Below are 20,663 nucleotides of genomic sequence, written 5' to 3'. Positions count from 1 at the left end.
CCGCGGCGCGGCCCGGCCGTGGCGCGCGACCGTGGTGGCCGGGCACGGCGAGAGGGCCCCCTCCGCCGCCCCCCCCTCAGCCGGACTCCCCGTAAGCCGCGCGCAGCGCATCCCGGACCGCGTCGAGTGCCGCGGCCTCGGACAGCCCGAGCCGCCGTACGCGCTCGGCGTAGGCCTGCGCGTCGGACGCGGCCGTACGGTCGGCCGCCGAGCCCGCCGCGGCGACCAGCGTGCCGTTGCGGCCCCGCGTCTCGATGACCCCGTCCGACTCGAGTGCCCGGTAGGCCTTGGCGACCGTGTTGGCGGCGAGACCGAGCTCCTCGGCCAACCCCCGCACGGTGGGCAGCCGGTACCCCACCGGCAGCACCCCGGCCCTCGCCTGCTCGGAGATCTGGGCGCGCACCTGCTCGTAGGGCGCGACCCCCGTACCGTCATCGATGTCGATCTTCAACGTCACCCCGTGATTGTCCCGCACCGGCCGGAAAATGAGAGGCGGCCTGCCGCACCCCGCGCGTAGCGTGCGATTCCATGACTGTGATCGTCCGCGACCTCCGCACCGAGGATCCCGAGGACGCCGAAGGCTTCTCGCACATCCGGCGCCTGGCACTGCCCTACATGCTCTCCACCCCGGAGTCCGTCCTCCACGACGTCACGCACGCCCACCCCGACGCGCACTTCCGGCCGCTGGTCGCCGAGGAGGACGGCGAACTCATCGGCACAGCCCACACGGGCATCGTGTACGACAGCCCGCAGCCGGGCCAGGGCTATCTGAACGTGTACGTGCACCCGCAGCGCCGGGGCCGCGGCGCCGGCTCGCTGCTCGTACGGACCGCGGAGGAGCATCTCGCCGAGGTGTCCGCGAAGAAGCTCTTCGCCTGGGTCCTCGACGAGCCCGCGAACCGTTCCTTCGCCGAGCGGCGCGGCTACGGCGCGAGCCGCTCCGCGCACTTCCTCCGTCTCGACCTGGCGAACAACCCTCTGCCGCCGCGCCGGGAGCCGCCCGCGGGCGTGGAGTTGCGCACGGCGGCGGACTTCGCCGACGACCCGCGCCCCCTCTTCGAGCTGGACGCTGAGACGCTCGCGGACGAACCGAGCGACATCGCCCATGAGTTCACCGACTACGAGGCGTGGCTGAAGGAGACCTGGCACCACCCGCTGCTCAGCCATGAGCTGACCTCCGTGGCGGTCGTCGACGGCAGGCCCGCCGCGTTCAGCGCCGCCCGCACCGACGGCGGCACCCGCTACGGCACGGTGATGACGGGCACGGCCCGCGCCCACCGCGGACGCGGTCTCGCCAAGCTGGCCAAGGCCGACTCCCTGCACCGCGCCCGCGCCGCCGGCTTCACGGAGGCGTTCACGGGCAACGACTCGGGCAACGGCCCGATGCTCGCGATCAACAAATGGTTCGGTTACGAGATCTGCGCCACGGAGGTACAGCATGTCCGCGAACTCGGCTGACCCCGCACCCCGACCCACCGCCCCGGACACCGCGGACGCCACCCCGGGCACCCGGGGCGCCGCCCCGGCCACCGTGGACATCGTCCTGGTCAAGGCGGGCCGTACGAAGATCCGGTATCCGGCCGACCTGCTCCACGACGACGGGACGCACGTCGTCGTCCGCGCGGCCTGGGCGGGAGCCGGCGTCCGCGACTTCGGCTTCGTACGCTTCGAGCCGGGCGACGTCTTCACCGAGCACTACTGGCGCGACCGCTGGTACGCGGTGAAGGAGGTCAGGAACGCCGAGGGCACGCTCAAGGGCTGGTACTGCGACATCGCCCGCCCGGCCGACGTCACCCAGGGCGGCCTGGGAGACCCGGGCGAGGTGGTCTGCGAGGATCTCGACCTGGACCTGTGGCGCTCGGCCGACGGCAGGACCGTACTGCGGCTGGACGAGGACGAGTTCGCGGCGAGCGGCCTGGAGACCACCGATCCACGGGCCGCGTCCGCCGCCCGGGCCGCGCTGGACGAACTCGAACGCCGCGCAACCGAAGGCGACTTCGAAGCGCTGCTGACCTGACAGCCACTGCCGACCCAGCCACCAGTGACCTGGCCACTGCCCCCCTCACGGCACAGCGATCACCGCGTACCGCTCGTCCGCCACCTCCCTTCCCCACAGCGAGGAGTCGTCCGACAGCCACTCCACGCGCACGTCCTCGGCGAGGGGCGCGAGCAGAGCCGTCAGCCGGTCGGCGGACATGCCGACCGGGCTCACCGTGCCCCAGACGCCCTCGATGAGGACGAGCCGTCCGCCGGGGCGCAGCAGCCCGCGCCAGTGCCGCAGGACGCGGCCGGGCTCGGGCAGCGTCCACAGCACATGGCGGACGAGGACGACGTCGAAGCGCTGCTCCCCGACGGGCGGGGCCGCCGCGTCACCGACCAGGAACGCCGCGTCGCGTCCGGCCAGTTTGGCGCGGGCCAGATCGACCATGCGGGACGAGAGGTCGACGCCGGTGACTCGGTGCCGCGCCTCGGACGCGAGGAGCGAGAGGCTGCCCGTGCCGCAGCCCAGATCGAGCACGTCCGAGGGGCCGCGGGGCAGCCAGCCACGCAGCCTGGCCGCCCATGCCTCCCGCACGGCGGGGTCCCGCAGGCCGTGGTCCGGCTCGTCGTCGAAGGTGTCGGCCGCCGTGTCCCAGTCGACGTCGGACCGCTGCTCACCAGTGCTGTTACTCGTCATGCACCCAGAGTGGCACCCGCCACTGACAACGCCCCGGTCCCCGGTCAGGGCCCCACTCGGCCGCATCCTTCGTACAAACCGACAAGATGTCCGACATGTGGACTCATTGATGAAACGTGACAGCCGCCACTGACAAGCGGCCACCGATGAGTCACCCTCCCGGAAATGGTCTGTCTCCGTGAGAACGCGGTACTCGGCAGACCAGCCGCAAGGGAGGCCCCTATGCGCCGCATGACCATGCAGAAGCCCCTGAAGAAGTCGGATTCCCGTCGGGTACGGGAAGAGGCCGACCAGCGCCCGGCCGAGCGTCCGGAGGTCCGCAAGGACATCCATCGCACCTGGTGGCCGGACGGGTGACGGCGCCCGGGGTTGGCAGAGGGCCGGTCAGGATGCAAGCCGCTTGCGGTGGTGGAGCCGGTCGTAGGGCCGTCCACCCGGCGCTCCACGAGTTCGTACCCGTGCCGGGGGTAGAGCCGCCGGTTCTCCCACATCAGCGCGTTCGTGTACGGCCTGACCTCGGGCAGTCCCAGCGCCCGCGCGTGCGCGTCCACGAAGGCGAGCAGCCGCCCCACGCCCTGACCGCGGGCGTCGGGGCGGACGGCGACACTGTCGAGGAACAGCTGGCCCTCACACGCCTCGACCACCACGAGCCCGACCACGGGCTGTCGGTCATGACCGGAACGGTATCTACCTGAGCCCAGTCTCAGCCCTCCCTTAACGGCACCATAAGGATCGCCTCCACCCGCTCCCAGCAGGCGATTCCGCGGTTTCGAGGGGCTAGCTTGCTGATCGCCCCCAGGCATCACAGGCACCCCCCAAGATCCGTTTCGAGGAGTACCCCCATGCCCGCTCGCCACCAGGCCGCCGCCCGCATCGCCACCGTCGTCGCGGTCGGCGTCGCCCCGCTCGCCCTGACCGCGCTCGCCGCCGCGCCCGCCGTCGCACACGGTTCGATGACGGACCCGGTGAGCCGGGTCGCGGCCTGCTTCGCGGAGGGCCCGGAGAACCCGAAGTCCGCCGCCTGCAAGGCGGCGGTGGCGGCCAGTGGCACCCAGGCCCTCTATGACTGGAACGGCGTCAACATCGCCAACGCCGCCGGGAAGTCGAAGCAGATCATCCCCGACGGGAAGCTGTGCAGCGCCGCCAACGACAAGTACAAGGGTCTCGACCTGGCCCGCGCCGACTGGCCGGCCACCCAGCTGACCTCGGGCAACCGCACCTTCCGCTACAAGGGGACCGCCCCGCACAAGGGTTCGTTCGAGCTGTATGTCACCAAGGACGGGTACGACCCGACGAAGCCGCTGAAGTGGTCCGACCTGGAGTCGAAGCCCTTCCTCAAGGTCACCGACCCGAAGCTGGAGAACGGCGACTACGTCTTCAACGGGGTCGTGCCGGTCAAGTCGGGCCGCCACCTCATCTACTCGATCTGGCAGCGCTCGGATTCCCCCGAGGCCTTCTACACCTGCTCGGACGTCGTCTTCGGCGAGGGCGGCGCGGGTGCGGAGGCCTCCGCTGCCCCGGCCGCGTCGGCGCCGTCCGACGAGGAGATCGCGGACGGCGCGGACGAGTCGTCCGTGGAGCACGGGGGGCACGGCGACGACGACCCGAAGACCCAGGCCACGGTCACGGCCGCGGCGGGCACGAAGTCGGACCCGGCCTCCGGAACCGACTCCGGGGACGACTCCGGGGCCGCGGCCGAGGCCGAGGAGACGGCCGGAGCCGCCGCGGCCTCGGACGGGTCCGCTAGCGACGCCGAACCCGCCGGAGGGTCGGCGGACCTCGCCGAGACCGGTGGGTCCGACTCGACCGCGTACATCGCGGTGGGCGGGGCGGCGGCGCTGGCGATCGGCGCGGGGGCGATGTTCGCGTCCGTCCGCCGTCGGGCGGGTGGCGTCCGCCGGTAGGCGGAGGGCCAGGACAAGGGCCCTATGGGGCCGTAGTGGATGGGGTGGGTACGGGGACTGCGGGTCCGGCCTCAACCGGTCGCGCAGTCCCCCGCGCCGCTGAAGGGGCTGCGCCCCAAAAAACGATCAGCCGATCGCCGACAGGCAGGTGGTCGGGGTGGCGCGGGACGGGTCCAGGGCGTTCGCCACCTCGTGGAAGGCGATGCGGTCGAAGAGTCCGATCGACGCGTGCTCGGAGAGGTCGAGCGCGCACAGGTCCTGGATCAGGATGTTGCGGACGTTCGGGCCGTCGAGGAACTGCGAGCGGTAGGGCGTGACGACCTCGTCGTACCGGGTGGCGATGACCGTGTAGCGGACGCCAGGCACGGTGTCGCCGCCCGCGTTGAGCCGGGTGAGGAAGGCGGAGCCGGCGATCTGGTCGGCGAGGGCCGGAGTGGCGGCCGAGAGCACTTCGCCCGCGCCGGGGAAGTACGTGACCAGCTTCGCCAGTCCGTTCAGGGTGGTGCCGTGGTTGTCGGGGGCGATGCCGACGAGGGCGTTCACCTTGGCGGCGCCGCCGAGGAATTTCAGGTAGTGGCGTGGCATCATGCCGCCCTGCGAGTGGCCGACGAGGTCCGCCTTCGCCGCCCCGGTCGCGGCGAGCACCTTGTCGACGAAGGTCTTCAGCTGCTCCGCCGACTTGTCGATGGGGCCCAGCCCGTGGACGAGCGGTACGCCGGGGAGCTGCCCGTAGTCGAGGGCGTAGACGCAGTAGTCGCGGTTGACCAGATAGGGCGCGAGGCCCAGCCAGTTGTCGACGGAGTTGGCGAAGGTGCCGTGCACGAGGACGACGGGGCGCGGGTGGGCGGCGGACGGTTTGCAGGAGTAGTCGTTCCAGCCCCTGCTCGTCGTGCCGGCGGCCCGGTCGGTGGAGTCGGCGGCAGTGGCCGCGGTGGCGGGGACGATCGTGACCACTGCGGTCAGCAGCAGCGCCGACAGGGGTCTGAGCAGGTGTTTCCAGGGCAGCATCGGGTGATCTCCTTGCGGCTCAAGGGAGTGACGAGGCCATACGCCCTGTGATCCGGATCACGAGGATGCTGTTCTGTTTTCAAGTTACGAGCGAGTAGGAAAAGTGTGAAGTTACGCGTCAGTAAAAACTTCCAGTGGTAGCTGGGAGAACTGACACGTGCCGTTGAACCGTCACCAGGCGGGCCTGATGGGACCGTAGGGGGCAATGCGCAGCAAATGGTCGCGCAACGCCCGGACTTCACCCTCACCGATTAGTTCGACCCACGGCCGAACGGCCTCCGCGGCCGACTCCTCCGCCGCCCGGGTTCACTCCCGGCCCCGCCCGGTGAGCACGACTAGCCGGGCGCGCGTCGTCGGGGTGCGGTTGCCGCTCCGCGTACCCCTTACGGACGATCTCGTCGACAAGTTGACTCGCGGCGGTGACCGTCGTCCCACCGGACGCGATCCGAACACAGGCGAACCCGTACGCGGGCCCCGCAAGGGGCGCGGGGAACTGCGCGTCCAGCCCCCACGGCCCCGCACGTCCAGGCAACGGACACCCTCTCCGCCCCTCGCCCCATCCCCGCGGAGCACCACGCGGAGCGTTACGCCGCCAGCGCGCCCGGGATCACCGCCCCCGCCCCGAACTTCTTCCGCACCCGGTCCGCCACCTCCTCAAGGCGCCGCACCTTCTCGTCCACCGGGTCGAACGTGAGCTGGTGGGAGGCCTGTTCGGCGGGGTCGAGCCCCTCGGCCCGCAGAGCCACCCCGCGCACCCGGGCCCGCTGCAGCCCGAGCGCCTCGTACATGCGGTACGCGGCATCGGTGAGCGCGGAGGAGTGGGCGGTCGGTTCGGGGAGCGTACGGCTGCGGGTCGTCGTGGAGCGGTCGGCGTAGCGGACGGTGAGGGTGAGCGTGCGGCACACCTTCTCCAGGGCCCGCAGCCGCGAGCCCAGCTCCCCCGCGGCGGAGAGCAGCGCGCGCCGGTGCTGCGCGGGGTCCAACTCGTCGCGCGGGAACGGCCGTTCGGCGGCGAGCGACCGGGAGACGGCGTTCGGTACGACCCGGCCGCGGTCGATGCCCTGTGCCATCTCGTGCAGTTCGCGGCCGGTACGGGCGCTGGTGAGCCGTTGCAGTGTGGACAGCGGCGCGGCGGCCACCTTGCCGATGCTGTCCAGGCCGTACTCGCACAGGGTGCGGGCGGTGGCCGCACCGACTCCGGGCAGCGCCCGTACGGACCGCTCCGCCAGGAACTCCGTGAGGGCGCGGGGTCCTTCGGGGACCACCCGGATCTCCCCGGGGGCGGCCTCCCGCAGGGCCATCCGCGCGAACATCGGGCCGGGTCCCGCCCCGATCGCGCAGTCGACGCCGTGCCAGGCGAGCGCCCGTACCCGGATCAGGGAGGCCAGTTCCACGACGTCCCGCCGGAAGTACCGCTCGGCGCCCCGCAGATCGGCGAGCGCCCCGTCGGGCGGCAGCGCCTCGACGACAGGGGTGAACTCCTCCAACGTGCCGAGGAGCCCGGGCAGGGCGGCCTCGTACATCGGCGGCAGCTGGAAACGTACGCAGAGGATGGTCATCCCGCACTCCCCGGGCTCTGGTGCCACAGTTTCTTTCCGCTCGCGGACCCCTCGCCCGCCGGGCGCACATCCGCCCACGGATGCATTTCGTATCCCGTGGGCAACTGGATTCGACGGCCGCCCGTCGGATCTCCCGAACCACGGGAACCGCCCTCGGCCCCGGGCTCCCCCTGCGGGGCGGCCAGTCTTGCCGCCACCCCCTCCAGTCCTTCCGCGCGCCGCAGTTCCGCCAGGTCGGCGAGGTTCCAGGCGGCCGCCCCGACCACGCTGAGGCTGCGCGGGCCGCGCCGCTGCACCACTCCGCGCACCAGCAGGAGCCAGGAGTGGAAGACGGTGTGCGCGCACGTGTCGTGCGAGTCGTCGAAGAAGGCGAGGTCGAGCAGGCCCGTACCGTCGTCCAGGGTGGTGAAGATGACCCGCTTGCCGGAGCGGATCGGCGGTGTCTGGGTGGCCGCCTTGGCGCCCGCGACCAGCACCGTCTCGCCGTGCTCGGCCGCCCGCAGCCGGCGGGCCGTGACGACGCCCAGCTCGTCCAGGAACGTTCGGTGATCGTCCATCAGATTGCGTGAGGCGTCCATGGAGAGCACGCCCAGTTCGGCGCTGAGCCGTTCCGCCGAGGAGAGGTCGGGCAGCCCGGCCGGCGCGGTCTCCTGCCCGCCGCCCAGCGGGAGTTGGGAGCCGCCGGCGCCGCGTGCGCCCCGGTGCAGCTCGGTCAGGTGCAGTTGCAGGTCACGGCGGTTGGCGCCGAAGGTGTCCAACGCGCCGACCTGCGCGAGCCGTCCGGCCAGTGGGCGGCTCGGCCGGGCCCGTTCCCAGAAGTCGAGCAGCGAGGCGTACGGCTGCCCCTGCTCGATCCGGGCCGCCTCGGCCTCGCTGATCCCGTGCACATCGGAGAGCGCGAGCCGGACACCCCAGACCTTCCCGCCCACCTCCCCGCCGGCCTTCCCGCCCGCCTTCCCAGGAGGTTCAGACACCAGTTCGATACTGTGTGCGACCGAAGACCTGTTCACGTCCAACGGCAGGATCGGCACCCCCCGCCGCCGCGCGTCCGCGAGCAGCAGCCGCTTCGGGTACATCCCGGGATCGTGCGTGAGCAGCCCCGCGTAGAAGGCGGCCGGGTGGTGCGCCTTCAGCCACGCCGACTGGTAGGTGGGTACGGCGAACGCGACCGCGTGCGCCTTGCAGAAGCCGTACGCCCCGAAGGCCTCGACGATCTCCCAGGTACGGGCGATCGTCTGCGCGTCGTACCCCCGCGAGGCCGCGTGCTGCGCGAACCAGAAGCGGATCCGTCCCTGCGACTCGGGGTCGGACAGCCCGCGCCGCACCCGGTCCGCCTCGCCCCGGCCGCAGCCGGTCATGATGTCGACGATGTCGATGATCTGCTCGTGGAAGACGACGACCCCGTACGTGCCCTTCAGCGGCTTCTCCAGATCCGGGTGCGGATAGCGGACCGGCGCCCGGCCGTGCCGCGCCTCGATGAACGGCCGCACCATGTCGGCCGCGACCGGCCCGGGGCGGAAGAGGGAGATGTCGACGACGAGGTCGTGGAAGGTCGTGGGCTGGAGCCTGCCGACCAGGTCCCGCTGCCCCGGCGACTCGATCTGGAAGCAGCCCAGCGTCTCCGTGGACCGGATGAGCCGGTACGTCTCCGGGTCGCCCTCCTCGACGGCGACGGCGTCCAGGTCGACATGGTCCCCCGTCGCCCGTTCCACCTCGGCGACCGCGTGCGCCATCGCGGACTGCATCCGCACCCCCAGCACGTCGAGCTTGAGCAGCCCGAGGTCCTCTACGTCCTCCTTGTCGAACTGCGACATGGGGAGCCCTTCGCCACTGGTCGGCACGACCGGCGTACGGGCGAGGAGCGAGGCGTCGGAGAGGAGGACCCCGCACGGGTGCATGGCGACTCCGCGCGGCAGGGCGTCCAGTGACTCCACCAGTTCCCACAACCGCCCGTACTTCGCCCCTTTCTGCTGGAACTCCGCTGCCAGGGAACGCAGTTCGGGCAGCTCCGCCAGCGCCGCGCGGACGTCGCGGGCGCGGATGTGCGGGAATGCCTTGGCGATGCGGTCGATGTCGGCCGGGTCCATGGACAGGGCCGCGCCGACGTCCCGTATCGCGTGACGCACCCGGTACGTCTCCGGCATCGACACCGTCGCGACCCGCTCGGTGCCGAACCGGCCGATGATCGCGCGGTAGACCTCGATGCGGCGCGCGGACTCCACGTCGATGTCGATGTCGGGCAGGACCGCGCGGCGCTTGGACAGGAAGCGTTCCATCAGCAGTCCGTGCTCGACGGGGTCGGCGTGCGCGATGCCGATGAGGTGGTTGACGAGCGAGCCCGCCCCGGAGCCGCGCGCGGCGACCCGGATGCCCATTCCCTTCACGTCGTCCACGACCTGAGAGACCGTCAGGAAGTAGGAGGCGAAGTGGTGGTGGGCGACGATGTCCAGCTCGCGGTGCATCCGCTCCCAGTACTCACGCGCCCGGGAGGAGCGGTCGTAGCCGAGCCGCACCATTCCCGCCGCCGCCCGTGAGGCCAGTACGCGCTGCGCGGTGCGGCGCCCGGCGCCGACGAGGTGCGCCTCGGGGAAGTGCACGGCGCCGATCCCGAGGTCGCCCTCCGGGTCGACCCGGCACTCGTCGGCGGTGGCCCGGGTCTGTTCGAGCAGGCGGTGGGCGGTGTCACGGCGGTAGCCGGCGGCCTCCACGACCCGTTCGGCGGCGGCGAGCATGGCCCCTTCGTCCTTGAGCCAGGCCTCGCCGCTGTCCAGTTCCTTGCGGGGGTCGACGGGGACCAGCCAGCGGGCGGCGTCCAGCACGTCGGCGACCGGGCCCATGCCGGGGTCGGCGTACCGGACGGCGTTGGTGAGCACCGGGCGCACCCGCTGCTCGGCGGCGAAGCCGACGGTACGGGCGGCCAGCCGCAGGGAGCCGGGCCCGGTGCCCTCGCGTCCGTGCCAGACCGCTTCGAGACGCAGCGCGTCGCCGTACACCTCCCGCCAGGGTGCGAGCAGGTTCGCGGCCAGGTCGGGCCGTCCGGCGGTGAGCGCGCGGCCGACGTCGGAGGCCGGGCCGAGCAGCACGGTCAGCCCCTCGGCATGGTTCTCCACCCAGGGCAGCAGCGGTCGCCCCTCCCCCGCATGCGCCGCAGTAACGATCCTGCAGAGATCGGCCCAGCCCTTCCCGCCGTCCCGGGCGAGAAAGGTCACGCGCGGTGTCGACTCGTCGATGAAGGCACCGCCCCGCACGGGAGTCCGCCGCCGCTCACCCCGTACGGACTCCGCGGCGGCTCTTCCGGCGGACCGCGCGGCGGGCCCTCGGGAGGGCTCTTCGACCGCGAGGTCGACCCCGAACAGGGGGCGCACTCCCACACCCTGCGCGGCACAGGCCTTCGCGAAGCGGACCGCGCCCGCGACGGTGTCCCGGTCGGTGAGCGCCAGCGCGTCCATGCCCCGCTCGAAGGCACGCTCGGCGAGACGCTCCGGGTGGGAGGCCCCGTACCGCAGGGAGTACCCGGAAGCGGTGTGCAGATGCGTGAAGCCGGACACGCGCACCTCCACCACCAGGGGCTTTCACACAGCCCTCGAACATTAGTTCCCAAGTTCCTCACCTCCACCATAGACCATCTCTCGAACGTCTGTACGACATCCGTTCGGCCCCGTCCCACCTGCGCAAACACCGCGGGACCCGGACCGTAGGGGCATGGCACGGACAGCAGAGGCCCCGCCCAAGTCCTTCCTCGACGAGGTCAGGGACGCGGTCACCCCGCGGGCCACGCTGCTCGTCATCGGCGTGGTCGCCCTGCAGCTGCTCTTCATCGCCTCCTACGTGGGGGCGCTGCACCATCCGAGGCCGAAGGACGTGGCGTTCGGGGTGGTCGCGCCGGGCGCCGCCGCCGAGCAGACGGTGACCCGGCTCAAGCGGCTGCCCGGCACCCCCCTGGATCCCCGGACGCTCACCGACGAGGCGACGGCACGCGAGCAGATCGCGCACCGTGACATCGACGGCGCCCTGCTGGTCGACCCGGGCGGCACGACCGACACCCTGCTGGTCGCCTCCGGCGGCGGCAAGACCCTGTCCAACGCCCTGATCGCGCTCACCACCGAGCTGGAGAAGAACCAGGGGCGCACGGTACGGACCGTCGACGTGGTCCCGGCCGACGCCCAGGACGCCAACGGGCTGACCCCCTTCTACCTGGTCGTCGGCTGGTGCGTGGGCGGCTATCTGTGCGCGTCGGCGCTGGCGATCAGCACGGGCGCCCGGCCGGCCAACACCCGGCGCGCGGTGATCAGGCTCGCCTCGATGGCCCTGGTCTCGATCGTCGGCGGACTCGGCGGGGCGGTCATCGTCGGACCGGTCCTTGGCGCCCTGCCCGGCAGCGTGGCCGCCCTCTGGGGACTCGGCGCGCTGATCACCTTCGCGGTGGGGGCCGCCACGCTCGCGCTCCAGTGCGTCTTCGGGATCGTCGGCATCGGAGTGGCGGTCCTGCTGGTGGTGATCCTGGGCAACCCGAGCGCGGGCGGCGCCCTCCCGCCACCGATGCTCCCCCCGTTCTGGAAGGCCATCGGCCCGGCCCTGCCCCCCGGCGCCGGCACCTGGGCGACCCGCTCGATCGCCTACTTCGAGTCCAACGCCATCACCACGCCCATGCTGGTCCTGGCGGCATGGGCGGCCCTGGGCACAGCGATCACCCTGGCTGTGGGCTCACGTAACAGACAGGCTCCGCCCCAGGGCTTTCAGGGGCGCGGGGAACGGCGCAGTCTTTAGGGCACGCCCCCACCGAACCCGCACCCTCCAGTCGGCCAGTCGGCCAAGGCGCACGCGAAGCGGCGCCGTCAGGGGCGCGGGGAACGGCGCGGCCGGCCGCAGCGGACCCGCGCCCTCCGGCGTTCTCCGGACAACGGGCCGGCCCCGCCCCCACCGGGCAGGTGGGAACGGGGCCGGCCCGTAGCGGCAGGCACGCGGGACGGCGAAGCCGTCAGCCGATCTGCGTACCGGTCGCGGACAGTGCCTCGGTCACCGGCTGGAAGAACGTCTCCCCACCGGAGGTGCAGTCACCGCTGCCACCGGACGTGAGTCCGATCGCGCTGCTCCCCGAGAACAGCGACCCACCGCTGTCCCCCGGCTCCGCGCAGACATCGGTCTGGATGAGCCCGTTGACGATGTCGCCGTTGCCGTAGTTCACGGTCGCGTCCAGACCGGTCACCGACCCGTCGTGCACCTGGGTCGTGGACCCGCTCCGGGTGACCTGCATCCCGACGGTGGCCTCCGCCGCCCCGGATATCTGCTGCGCGGACCCGTTGTAGAGGTTCACCTCGCTCGGGTGGTCCACGTCCGCGGTGTACTTCACCAGGCCGTAGTCGTTGTCGGGGAAGCTGGAGTCCGCGTTCTCGCCGATCTCGGTACCGGAGGAGTCCGACCAGGTGGTGATCCCCTCCGTGCAGTGCCCGGCGGTGAGGAAGAACGGCTCGCCGCCCTTGACCACGTTGAAGCCGAGCGAGCAGCGGCCACCTCCACCGGTGATGGCGTCACCGCCGGCCACGAAGGTCCTGAACTCCCCCTTCGTCCGCTTGAGTTCGGTCGTGCCGCCGAGCCCGTCGACGACCTTCGTCAGTTCGGCCAGCTCGGCACCGGTGACCGTGCGGTCCGCGGTGACGACGACCTTGTTGGTCGCGGGGTCGAGCGCCCACGAGGTGCCGGGGATGGTCGCGTCCTGCTTCAGCGTCGTACGGGCGCTCCTCAGGTCGGCGAGGGAGTTCTCGACGACTCTCGCCCTCGCGCCCGCCGACTCGACGGTGTCGGCCGCAGCCTCGTCGAGCACGTTCACGACGAGGCTCTTGGCCTTCGCGTCGTAGTACGTTCCCGCCGCGTCGCCGCCGAGGTCCTTGCCGAGCGTCGAGGCGAGCTTTCCGGCCGCCGTGACCGAGAGAACCTTCGGCTCGGGGGCGGGCGTGTTCTCACTCGCGTTCGCACTCTGCAAGGTGACTCCACCCGCGACGAGTGCGGCGATGCCCGCGCCGGCCGCGACGGCCCGTCGCCCGGGTATGCGTCGGTGCTTCAACTCGTGTCCTCCTGTGGGGGGTCGGACGCGGCGGTAGTGGGGACCGGCGCGGCCGAAAGGTGTGCGACAAGGGTGACGACTCATAAAAAAAGCCGCGTCCATGTCAACGGACACCGCCCACTATTCCGAGGCCCCACCGGAGCACACAAGGTCGACTTCAGGACGCGCGTGCCACAACCGACGTACGCCCCCGCACGGTTGACGCGCGTTGACAAGAACGCCGTCACATCATGTCGATCCCCATTGCAAACACTACGAGCGAGTAACTAACGCCCCTCTGTGAGGTCTAGTCCTGTCCGGATTTCGACCCTCGGAAGTCCGGATCCAGCGGTGCCTCGACGGGCGGGAGTTGCTCCTGCATCGACTGCTGCCACTGCGTCAACAGCTGTTGCGCCTGCGCCGCCAGCTCCAGGGGCCGGTCCCCACCCCGATCCGGAACCTGGTCCGAAGCCTGGTCCGCAACCCCGTCCGGGACCTGCCGCGATTCAGCCGGCGCCTGCTGCGACTGGACATGGGCCACCCCGGGAGGGGCCGCATGCGCCGGATGCGGCTGGGCCCGCTCCAGGAATCGCAGCAGCTCGACCGGGAAGGGCAGCACGAGCGTGGAGTTCTTCTCCGCCGCGACCGCCACCACGGTCTGCAGCAGCCGCAGCTGGAGCGCGGCGGGCTGCTCCGACATCACCCCGGCGGCCTCCGCCAGCTTCTTGGAGGCCTGCAGTTCGGCGTCCGCGTTGATGACGCGGGCCCGCCGCTCACGGTCGGCCTCCGCCTGGCGCGCCATGGACCGCTTCATCGTCTCCGGCAACGACACGTCCTTGATCTCGACCCGGTCGATGGAGACGCCCCACTCCACGGCGGGACTGTCGATCATCAGCTCCAGGCCCTGGTTCAGCTTCTCGCGGTTGGAGAGCAGATCGTCCAGCTCGCTCTTGCCGATGATCGAACGCAGCGAGGTCTGCGCCATCTGCGAGACCGCGAACCGGTAGTCCTCGACCTTGATGACCGCGTCGGCGGCGGACACCACCTTGAAGTAGACGACGGCGTCCACCCTGACCGTGACGTTGTCCCGGGTGATCCCCTCCTGCGCGGGCACCGGCATCGTCACGATCTGCATATTGACCTTCTGGAGCCGGTCCACGAAGGGCATGATCATGGTGAAGCCCGGACCGCGTACACCGGATCGCAGTTTTCCGAGCCGGAGCACCACTCCGCGCTCGTATTGTTTGACGATTCGGGCCGCCGCCATCACGTACACCGTTCCGACGGACGCGAGTGCCACTCCCGCCGTCACCAGCTCCTCGACCATGACGACCCCCCAGGGTCCGTAACGGGCGCAAAAGGTGTGTACTTCGACGGTAACTCCGGCGCGCGGACGAAGGGGAGACGGAGGACAGAGGTGCCGAGCGGGATACGGATGCGGGACGGACGGCGGCTGGCGTTCCAGGAGTGGGGCGACCCGGAGGGCACGCCGGTGGTGCTGCTGCACGGCACACCGGGCTGCCGGACCGGGGTGGTGCCGCAGGACATGATCGACGCGCGCCCCGAGGTGCGGTTCATCGCGTACGACCGCCCCGGGTACGGGGATTCCGACCGTGGCCCCGGCCGCCGGGTGGCGCAGGCGGCGCGGGACGTGGCGGCGCTGGCCGACGCGCTCGACCTCGGCCCGTTCGCCGTCCTCGGCCGGTCGGGCGGCGCCCCGCACGCGCTGGCCTGTGCGGCGCTGCTGCCCACCCGGGTACGGCGGGCCGCCGCGCTCGCGAGCCTCGCGCCACCCTCCAGCGAGGGGCTGAACTGGTTCGAGGGGATGGCGGAGTCCCACGTCGAGGAGTACACCGGGGCGCTGACCGACCCCGTGGACTTCGCGGAACGGCTCGCCTCGCGGGCCGCCGGGATCCGGACGGACCCGGCGCAGTTCCTCGCGTCGATCCGGGACGGCCTCACCGAATCGGACCGGCGGATCGTCTCAGCCCCGGCCGTGAGCGACATGCTGTTGCGCGGCTACCGTGAGGCGCTGCGCACGTCGGCGTACGGCTGGCTCGACGACAATCTCGCACTGCTGAGCCACTGGGGCTTCGACCCGGCGCGCATCACCCGGCCCGTGCTGCTGTGGCACGGCGCCGAGGACACCTTCTCCCCGGTGGGCCACTTCGAGTGGCTGGCCCGGAACATCCCGCGCGCCCGCCCCGTCCTGGACCCGAAGGGGGGCCACTTCTCGGCGCTGGAGGCCCTGCCCGACGTACTGGACTGGCTGTGCGCCACACCGAGGAGCGACGGCTGAGCCGACGCGGTACGCGTGGCCGGCACGGCAGGCGTGCCGGCACCGCCGCGAGGACGAGCCCCCGCACCGCGAACGGTGTGCGGGGGCTCGTCTGCTGCTGGCTGCAGGTCAGGCGTTGTGCGTCTCTCCTGGGCGCGTGCCGGTCAGAAGACGCTGACGCCGTAGGCGCTCAGGGCCTCGGTGACCGGCTGGAAGAACGTGGTGCCGCCGGAGGTGCAGTTGCCGCTGCCGCCGGAGGTCAGACCGTAGGCGACACCGTTGCTGCCGTAGAGCGGACCGCCGGAGTCGCCGGGCTCGGCGCAGACCGTGGTCTGGATCATGCCGTAGACGACGTCGCCGCCACCGTAGTTGACGGTCGCGTTGAGGGCGGTGACCCGTCCGGTACGCGTACCGGTGGTGGAACCGGTACGGATGACGTTGGTGCCCACGCTCGGGGTGGCCGCGCTGGTGATGTCGACGCTGCCGGCGGTGCCTTCCTTGGCGATCGTGGTGTTGGAGTAGCGCACCAGCCCGTAGTCGTTGGTCGGGAAGCTGGAGCCGGCCGTCGGCCCGAGGACCGTGGTGCGACCGGAGTTGGAGTACCAGGTGCCCGCACCGTCGGTGCAGTGGCCGGCGGTCACGAAGTAGTTCGTGCTGCCACTGCGGACGTTGAAGCCGAGAGAACAACGCCAGCTGGTCGCGTAGATGGCGTCGCCACCCTTGATCAGCTTGTTGATCTTGCCCGGGGTGCTCTTGATCTGCAGGGCGCCGGCGTTGGAGCCCGCGGCCTGCTTGATCTTCGCGATCTCCGCCTTGGAGACAGTGCTGTCGACCGTGACGACGACCTTGCCGGTCTTGGCGTCGGTCGCCCAGGCGGTACCCGGCACATCGGCCTTGAGCACCGCGGAGTTGGCGCTCTTCAGCTGGGTCGTGCTGAACGTCGATGCGTCGCTCGCGTTCGCCGCGGGGACGGTGAACGCGGCCGCGGCCACGAGTCCGGTGGTCACGGCGATCAGCCGGGTCCGTCTCGCTATGCCGCTACGGGGGGTGGTGCGCTTGGTCCTCACTGTTCGTTCCCTCCAAAGGGAAGTCGGGGGCCCGCGTGGGGTCGGGGCCCGTGAGGCGCACGCCAGAGGCAGAGTGTCCGGATTCCGGATACGCCGTGCCCCTGACAAGGCGCTGGGGGGAGTATTTGGCCGCGCACCCGAAGGACGCAAGGGCGCCTTTCGGCCGTACGGCGTTCAACAGACGTTCTTCCCACGGGAGTTGATCTCTGCTGCGCCGATATGTGGGTTACCTGCGGATCGGGCGGTGCGTGTCACCGGAGCAGATTGCGCTCTCCGGCCGCAATCTCCGCGCCCAGGGTATTCCCCGGCGGCGGGAATGGGCAGATGAAGTGGTCCGCGAATGCGCACGGCGGGAGCAGGGCCCGGTTGAAGTCCACCGTCGTGCGCCCCCGCGCGTCGGGCGCCGCAGGGCGCAGGAACCGGAAGCGGTAACTGCCGCGCCCGCTGGTGGAATCGCCGAAGACGGCCCACAGCGAGCCGTCCTCCTGGACCGTCACCTGCAGCGTCAACTCCTGTCCTGCCAGCGTGAAGGCCAGTTCACCGCCGAGCCCGAGCCCCCGCTCACGCCCGTCGGCGTTCCCCACCCACACGGTCCGCCGCTCCCCGTACGGCGTGAAGCGCCCCGGCACCGACCAGCGCGGGTCGTACGGGGTGGCCTCGATGCCGCGGAACGCCTGCCGCGCAGGTGAGGCCGGGTCGAAGTCGCGTACACCCCAGACGCCCTCGCGTACGAGGACGACGAACCGGCGCTCGCCGTACGCGACCCGGGCCTCGGCCGCCGGACCGGCGTCGGCCACCAGTCTGACCTGGCCGGACAGGGGCCGTCCGGCCACCTGAATGCCGTCGGATCCCCCGGCCGCCAGCAGCACCGCGTCCCCGTCGACGGTCCAGCGGCCGGGCATGTCCGGAAGTCGCCCCTCCGGATGATCTTCGATCCAGTGCGTCCCGGTGAGCGCGAGCGGGCCGTGGGGCGCGGACACCGCCTCGATGCGCTGCTCGTGCCAGCGCTTCCAGTCCTCGGCCGCGTCCGTCGTCATGTGATCAGCCCTTCCACACGAGATCCGGCAACCCGAGGTGTGAGCGCAGCGTCGTACCGGTGTATTCCGTCCGGAACGCGCCACGCTCCTGGAGCAGCGGCACGACCCGGTCCACGAACTCCGCCAGGCCGCCCGGCGCCGGATGCGGTACGAGGACGAAACCGTCGGCCGCGCCGGTCCGTACGGAGTCGTCGATCTCGGCGGCGACCGACTCCGGGGTGCCGACGAAGGACCGCCCGCCGTCCGACGCCCCGATCGCGGTGGCTCTCTCCCGCGCCTCGGCGGCCGTGTCACCGAGCACGACGGTGGCCTCGGCGATGATCTTCAGGTCCGCACGGTCACGGCCGTACGCGGCGAGGCGGCCCTTCATCTCGGCGTAGCGCGCACGGCCCGCCTCCGGGGTCCCGTACCGCGTGAGGAGCACATCGGCGGTGGACGCGGCGAACTCGCTCCCCTCCGGCGGGGCGTCGGAGGGACGGATGACGACGGGGTGGCCCTGCGGGGAACGCGGCACGGTGAACTCGCCCGCGATGTCGAAGTGCCGGCCGCGGTACGCGAAGGGGCGCACGACACCGTCCGGCGTCCAGGAGTCCCACAACTCCCTTGATACGTACACGAATTCGGCGGCCCGGGTGAGCGGGTCGGCGGAGGCCGCCACGTTCCAGGCGGCGCGTCCCGCGCTGAGGTGGTCCAACGTGGCGAGTCTGCGGGCGAGTTCGTACGGCTCGGTGGAGGCCGTGTCGACGGTGGCGGCGAGCCCGATCCGCTCGGTGCCGGCGACGAGCGCGTTCAGCACGGTGACCGGCTCGGGCCGTCCCCCGTGCCCGGCCGGCCGCGGCTGCCCGGTGAGGAGGAGGAAGTCGAACAGACCGCGCTCGGCGGTACGCGCGAGACGCTCGAAGGACGCGAAGTCGGCCCCGGCGGAGGCGTGGGCGCCCCCAGGAAGGTACGCGGCGAGGTGCACCTGTGTCCGTACGGTCATGACGTTCCCCCTGTCACGGCGTAGCGGTGGGCGGGCCGGTCCAGCCCCAGGTGCTCGCGGAGCGTGCTGCCCGGGTAGAAGGTGCGGAGGAGCCCGCGGTGCTGAAGCAGCGCGGCCGTGCCGTTGACCAGGCGTTCCAGGTCCCGGCGGGGCTCGGCAGGGGTGAGGTGGAAGCCGTCGGCGGCACCGGTCTCGTGCCAGGCGGCGATCAGTTCGGCGAGGTCGACGGGCCCGCCGCGGTACAGCGGGCCCTGCGCGGTCTGCCGGGGGCCTCCCCCGCCGTGGCCCGGCTCGGCCGCGCGTTCGCCGTCACCGAGGTCGACGGTGAGAGCGGCGAGGACGCGCAGCTCGTCCGGGTCCCGGCCGTGGGCGAGCGCGGCGGCCTGCAACTCGGCCCGTATCGCGCCCACTTGGGCCGGGTTCGTGCCCTGGACCAGTGCCACGTCCGCGTACCGGGCCGCGGTCGCACGGGCGTGCCGGTCCGTGGCGTCGACGACCCGTACCGGGTGGTGGACGGGGTGCGGGTGCGCACCGTCGGCGCTGTCCCACAGGCGGGCGGCCGCGTCGGCGACCTGGCCCGCCTCGTGCCACAGCGCGTCGACGGGCGCCGCGTGCCGACGACCGAAGAGGCGGGCCTCGCCCTCGGTGGTCGACACGTCGATACACCAGCCCGCCCGGCCGCGGCTCACCCAGTCGAGGGTCGCCACGGCGGCCTGGATCCGGGACGACTCGGTGTGGGTGGTGGTGACGGTCGGCACCAGGCCGATGCGGGTCGTGGCGGGCGCGACCCGCGCCAGCACGGCGAGCGCGTCGAACCCCGGCCGCGCGAACGTGTCGCCCAGGGTCACGAAGTCGAACCCGCCGCTCTCCGCGAGCCGCGTCAGTTCGACGTGGACCGACACGTCGTCGGGGGCCGCCGTCTGGTCGACGGCTGCGGCCAGGTGCAGAAGCCCCCGGCCGTTCGGTGGCGTCATGGGAAGGGAACCTTTCTGGTCGCCGCCGCGGCGAGTGGCCGCGGCGGCACGGGATCACCGGTGAGCTGAACGAGATGAGTCAGCCGCGATCGGGGCCGGCTGCCCGAGGTCAGATCTTGGGCAGGCCGGGCGGGTTGATCTCCGACTTCGGGACGGCCTCGCTCGACAGGCCCCAGCGCTTGAGCACCTTCGCGTAACTGCCGTCCTCGATCACGTGGTTGACGGCCGCCGCGTACGCGTCGACGAGCCCGCTGCCCTTCTTCGTGGTCGCGGCGATCTTGCCCTGGAGGTCGTCCCCGGCGCCCGAGAGCGTGCCGACGATCTCCGACTGCCCGGCGCTGGCCACGTGGTACGCGGCGGACGGGCTCGGGCCGAGGTAGGCGTCGATGCGGCCCGACTGGAGGGCGAGGTAGTAGTCGGTGTCCTTCTGGAAGTACTTGATGGTCACGGCCTTGCGACCGGCCTTCTCGTTCTGCTTGCTCCAGTCGACGAGGATCTTCTCCTGGTTGGTCCCGGAGGAGACCGCGATCGTCCTGCCCGCCACGTCCTCGGGCCCGTCGACCTTCCAGCCGCTGCCCTTCTTCGCCTCGAACGCGATGTTGTCGAGACGGTAGGTGGCGAAGTCGTACTTCTCCTTGCGCTCCTCGGTGACGGTGACGTTCGAGAAGACGGCGTCGAACTTGCCGCTGTCCAGGCCGACGAAGAGGTTCTCCCAGGAGACCTCGTCGTTGTCGAGCTTCAGGCCGAGGGTGTCGGCGACCAGGGTCGCGAGGTCGATCTCGGAGCCGATTCTCGTCTTGTCGTCGGTCGCGTAGAAACCGAGTGGCGGCGAGGCGTCGGCGCTCTGGCCGAGCTTCAGCGTGCCGCGCTCGCGGATCGCCGCCGGGACGAGCGCGGCGATCTCGTCGACCTTCTTGCCGCGGATCCGGTTCTGGTCGGGGCCGATGTTGATGTCGCCGACCTTCTTGGTGCCGGACGAGCCGGTCCCGGTCGCCGCGTCGCTGTCACCGCCGCAGGCGCTGAGCAGCGGGGCGACGACGAGGGCTGCGATGGAGACGGCGAGGGTGCGTCGAGATATCACGGTGAACTCCTGCTGTGGGAAAGGCGGTTGAAACGAACCGAAGGGACAGCGGTCGG

General features: G+C 71.7%; 18 protein-coding genes and 2 pseudogenes. 6 read left to right on the top strand and 14 right to left on the bottom strand.

Annotation, left to right across the window (positions count from 1 at the left end; all coding sequences use genetic code 11):
• Positions 1–76: 76 nt before the first annotated feature.
• Entirely contained in the window at positions 77–457 is a 381-nt protein-coding gene (locus IE278_RS34345; protein WP_189778237.1) for a GntR family transcriptional regulator, read from the bottom strand.
• Positions 458–528: 71 nt separating this feature from the next.
• Here IE278_RS34345 and IE278_RS34340 point away from each other — a divergent pair, with 71 nt between their 5' ends.
• Together IE278_RS34340 and IE278_RS34335 are read left to right on the top strand one after the other, a co-directional pair.
• Positions 529–1,458, top strand: coding sequence for a GNAT family N-acetyltransferase (locus tag IE278_RS34340; RefSeq protein ID WP_189778235.1), 930 nt, complete (start codon positions 529–531; stop codon positions 1,456–1,458).
• Positions 1,439–2,017, top strand: a complete 579-nt coding sequence (locus tag IE278_RS34335) for a ribonuclease FAU-1 family protein (RefSeq protein WP_189778233.1) — start codon at positions 1,439–1,441, stop codon at positions 2,015–2,017. The genes IE278_RS34340 and IE278_RS34335 overlap by 20 nt, the downstream gene beginning before the upstream one ends.
• A 45-nt stretch (positions 2,018–2,062) precedes the next feature.
• Here IE278_RS34335 and IE278_RS34330 read toward each other — a convergent pair whose 3' ends face one another.
• A complete protein-coding gene (locus IE278_RS34330; protein WP_189778232.1) occupies positions 2,063–2,677 on the bottom strand; it encodes a class I SAM-dependent methyltransferase in 615 nt (204 codons plus the stop codon).
• Between the two features lie 222 nt (positions 2,678–2,899).
• Between IE278_RS34330 and IE278_RS43000 the strand changes: the two genes are divergently transcribed.
• Complete coding sequence (locus IE278_RS43000; RefSeq protein WP_107021143.1) at positions 2,900–3,034, top strand: hypothetical protein; 135 nt, start codon at positions 2,900–2,902, stop codon at positions 3,032–3,034.
• Positions 3,035–3,061: 27 nt separating this feature from the next.
• Here the strand turns inward: IE278_RS43000 and IE278_RS41975 are convergent.
• Positions 3,062–3,339, bottom strand: a pseudogene (locus IE278_RS41975) (GNAT family N-acetyltransferase); the annotation flags it as partial.
• A gap of 180 nt (positions 3,340–3,519) precedes the next feature.
• Here IE278_RS41975 and IE278_RS34325 point away from each other — a divergent pair.
• Positions 3,520–4,581 carry a lytic polysaccharide monooxygenase auxiliary activity family 9 protein gene (locus IE278_RS34325; RefSeq protein ID WP_189778231.1) on the top strand — a complete coding sequence of 354 codons (1,062 nt, stop codon included), beginning with the start codon at positions 3,520–3,522 and terminating at the stop codon, positions 4,579–4,581.
• A 126-nt stretch (positions 4,582–4,707) separates the two neighbouring features.
• On the opposite strand, the gene IE278_RS34320 is transcribed toward IE278_RS34325, so the two are convergent.
• The 4 genes and pseudogenes from IE278_RS34320 to IE278_RS34310 all read right to left on the bottom strand — a co-directional run bounded on the left by IE278_RS34320 (position 4,708) and on the right by IE278_RS34310 (position 10,696).
• Entirely contained in the window at positions 4,708–5,589 is an 882-nt protein-coding gene (locus IE278_RS34320) for an esterase/lipase family protein (RefSeq protein WP_189778230.1), read from the bottom strand.
• A gap of 171 nt (positions 5,590–5,760) precedes the next feature.
• A pseudogene (locus tag IE278_RS42555) lies at positions 5,761–6,061 on the bottom strand (MarR family winged helix-turn-helix transcriptional regulator); the annotation flags it as partial.
• 112 nt (positions 6,062–6,173) lie between these two features.
• Entirely contained in the window at positions 6,174–7,148 is a 975-nt protein-coding gene (locus IE278_RS34315; RefSeq protein WP_189778229.1) for a DNA polymerase Y family protein, read from the bottom strand.
• Positions 7,145–10,696, bottom strand: coding sequence for a DNA polymerase III subunit alpha (locus IE278_RS34310; RefSeq protein WP_189778228.1), 3,552 nt, complete (start codon positions 10,694–10,696; stop codon positions 7,145–7,147). The genes IE278_RS34315 and IE278_RS34310 overlap by 4 nt, the downstream gene beginning before the upstream one ends.
• A 154-nt stretch (positions 10,697–10,850) precedes the next feature.
• On the opposite strand from IE278_RS34310, the gene IE278_RS34305 reads away from it, so the two are divergent.
• Positions 10,851–11,915, top strand: coding sequence for an ABC transporter permease (locus IE278_RS34305; RefSeq protein WP_189778227.1), 1,065 nt, complete (start codon positions 10,851–10,853; stop codon positions 11,913–11,915).
• 211 nt (positions 11,916–12,126) lie between these two features.
• On the opposite strand, the gene IE278_RS34300 is transcribed toward IE278_RS34305, so the two are convergent.
• Together IE278_RS34300 and IE278_RS34295 are read right to left on the bottom strand one after the other, a co-directional pair.
• Positions 12,127–13,209 carry a S1 family peptidase gene (locus IE278_RS34300; protein ID WP_189778225.1) on the bottom strand — a complete coding sequence of 361 codons (1,083 nt, stop codon included), beginning with the start codon at positions 13,207–13,209 and terminating at the stop codon, positions 12,127–12,129.
• Positions 13,210–13,495: 286 nt separating this feature from the next.
• Positions 13,496–14,515, bottom strand: coding sequence for a slipin family protein (locus IE278_RS34295; protein WP_189778223.1), 1,020 nt, complete (start codon positions 14,513–14,515; stop codon positions 13,496–13,498).
• A 90-nt stretch (positions 14,516–14,605) separates the two neighbouring features.
• Here IE278_RS34295 and IE278_RS34290 point away from each other — a divergent pair, with 90 nt between their 5' ends.
• Positions 14,606–15,487: an alpha/beta fold hydrolase gene (locus tag IE278_RS34290; protein WP_189778221.1), complete on the top strand. Its 882-nt coding sequence runs from the start codon at positions 14,606–14,608 to the stop codon at positions 15,485–15,487.
• A 143-nt stretch (positions 15,488–15,630) separates the two neighbouring features.
• On the opposite strand, the gene IE278_RS34285 is transcribed toward IE278_RS34290, so the two are convergent.
• From IE278_RS34285 to IE278_RS34265, 5 genes are all read right to left on the bottom strand, one after another.
• Positions 15,631–16,533: a S1 family peptidase gene (locus IE278_RS34285; protein WP_189778219.1), complete on the bottom strand. Its 903-nt coding sequence runs from the start codon at positions 16,531–16,533 to the stop codon at positions 15,631–15,633.
• Between the two features lie 251 nt (positions 16,534–16,784).
• Complete coding sequence (locus tag IE278_RS34280) at positions 16,785–17,570, bottom strand: DUF1684 domain-containing protein (protein ID WP_189778217.1); 786 nt, start codon at positions 17,568–17,570, stop codon at positions 16,785–16,787.
• Between the two features lie 4 nt (positions 17,571–17,574).
• Positions 17,575–18,552 carry an LLM class flavin-dependent oxidoreductase gene (locus IE278_RS34275; RefSeq protein WP_189778215.1) on the bottom strand — a complete coding sequence of 326 codons (978 nt, stop codon included), beginning with the start codon at positions 18,550–18,552 and terminating at the stop codon, positions 17,575–17,577.
• Positions 18,549–19,526 (bottom strand): LLM class flavin-dependent oxidoreductase, encoded by a 978-nt coding sequence (locus IE278_RS34270; protein ID WP_189778213.1) that lies wholly within the window; start codon positions 19,524–19,526, stop codon positions 18,549–18,551. The genes IE278_RS34275 and IE278_RS34270 overlap by 4 nt, the downstream gene beginning before the upstream one ends.
• A 109-nt stretch (positions 19,527–19,635) precedes the next feature.
• Positions 19,636–20,607 (bottom strand): ABC transporter substrate-binding protein, encoded by a 972-nt coding sequence (locus IE278_RS34265; protein ID WP_189778212.1) that lies wholly within the window; start codon positions 20,605–20,607, stop codon positions 19,636–19,638.
• Between the last annotated feature and the right edge of the window lie 56 nt (positions 20,608–20,663).

The sequence above is a fragment of the Streptomyces tauricus genome (assembly GCF_014650955.1).
GTDB lineage: Bacteria > Actinomycetota > Actinomycetes > Streptomycetales > Streptomycetaceae > Streptomyces > Streptomyces tauricus.
Note: the sequence above shows the minus strand (reverse complement) of the source record. Positions and strands in the feature narration are given on the sequence as shown.

Excerpts from the sequence above, each read along its gene's own strand:
- IE278_RS34295 (WP_189778223.1), bottom strand. The coding sequence starts at position 14,515 with ATGGTCGAGGAGCTGGTGACGGCGGGAGTGGCACTCGCGTCCGTCGGA.
- IE278_RS34315 (WP_189778229.1), bottom strand. The coding sequence starts at position 7,148 with ATGACCATCCTCTGCGTACGTTTCCAGCTGCCGCCGATGTACGAGGCC.
- IE278_RS34325 (WP_189778231.1), top strand. The coding sequence starts at position 3,520 with ATGCCCGCTCGCCACCAGGCCGCCGCCCGCATCGCCACCGTCGTCGCG.
- IE278_RS34275 (WP_189778215.1), bottom strand. The coding sequence starts at position 18,552 with ATGACCGTACGGACACAGGTGCACCTCGCCGCGTACCTTCCTGGGGGC.
- IE278_RS34280 (WP_189778217.1), bottom strand. The coding sequence starts at position 17,570 with ATGACGACGGACGCGGCCGAGGACTGGAAGCGCTGGCACGAGCAGCGC.
- IE278_RS43000 (WP_107021143.1), top strand. The coding sequence starts at position 2,900 with ATGCGCCGCATGACCATGCAGAAGCCCCTGAAGAAGTCGGATTCCCGT.
- IE278_RS34305 (WP_189778227.1), top strand. The coding sequence starts at position 10,851 with ATGGCACGGACAGCAGAGGCCCCGCCCAAGTCCTTCCTCGACGAGGTC.
- IE278_RS34270 (WP_189778213.1), bottom strand. The coding sequence starts at position 19,526 with ATGACGCCACCGAACGGCCGGGGGCTTCTGCACCTGGCCGCAGCCGTC.
- IE278_RS34320 (WP_189778230.1), bottom strand. The coding sequence starts at position 5,589 with ATGCTGCCCTGGAAACACCTGCTCAGACCCCTGTCGGCGCTGCTGCTG.
- IE278_RS34330 (WP_189778232.1), bottom strand. The coding sequence starts at position 2,677 with ATGACGAGTAACAGCACTGGTGAGCAGCGGTCCGACGTCGACTGGGAC.
- IE278_RS34335 (WP_189778233.1), top strand. The coding sequence starts at position 1,439 with ATGTCCGCGAACTCGGCTGACCCCGCACCCCGACCCACCGCCCCGGAC.
- IE278_RS34340 (WP_189778235.1), top strand. The coding sequence starts at position 529 with ATGACTGTGATCGTCCGCGACCTCCGCACCGAGGATCCCGAGGACGCC.